The organism is Vibrio sp. 2134-1, from assembly GCF_033339495.1.
Map to the genome: position 1 here is coordinate 1 of NZ_JAWOUS010000287.1, position 799 is coordinate 799.

Consider the following 799-nt stretch of genomic DNA (forward strand, 5'->3'; position numbering starts at 1 on the left):
TATGGGATACCTTTCTTTGGAGAATCAACAGTCTTCATAAGTTACTTTCTTGAATAAAACTAAAGCAAGAACGACGCCCAAACAAATAGGGCAAGAAATAGCGCAACAAATACTGCTGCAGAGCCAATGTCTTTGGCTCGACCACTGAGTTCATGCCAGTCATCGCTGACACGGTCGACAACCGCTTCTACGGCGGAATTAATAAGTTCGACGATTAAAATCAACAATAGGCTGCTGATCATCAATACACGTTCAAGCGTGGTAACTGGCAGAAAAAATGCGCTGATAGAAAGAACCAAAGTCAGTACGAGTTCTTGTCTGAAAGCGGCTTCATGAGTCCACGCGGCTTTTAGTCCTTTAATTGAGTAACCGGTCGCATCCATGACTCGGCGAATTCCTGTTTTACCTGGCTTCAAAATTGGGCCTTAATTCTTATTATTGGTTGATTGATGTGTGTTAGTACCGAAATGCACCAAATTGCGATCTGAGACTAATCGGTTAGACGTGAAACATTTGTGAATATGGGTGCAAGCAAAAAACGTCACGTTTGGTTTGATGAGTAAGTACTTTGGTTGTGTGGTTTAGACTAATGATTAATCAAGGTCGTAAACGGTGTAACCTTTATTTTGTAGGCATTTGCGTAGCACGAGAGCTTGTGTTTTGGTGGAATCATTCGCGCCACCTAAAGCGCCTGCACCAGCACCGACTGCGCTACCAGCTACTGCGCCAACAGCTGCACCGCCAATACCATCTTCAAGAGCACCTGCCGCGGCACCGATTAATGCGCCAGTCATTGCAC

Annotated in this window: 1 protein-coding gene and 1 pseudogene; both read right to left on the bottom strand. The window is 44.8% G+C overall.

What is annotated here, in order from left to right; translation table 11 throughout:
* Positions 1-59: 59 nt before the first annotated feature.
* Entirely contained in the window at positions 60-416 is a 357-nt protein-coding gene (locus tag R7R78_RS25515; protein ID WP_005463392.1) for a diacylglycerol kinase, read from the bottom strand.
* Positions 417-593: 177 nt separating this feature from the next.
* Positions 594-799, bottom strand: a pseudogene (locus R7R78_RS25520) (glycine zipper family protein); the annotation flags it as partial.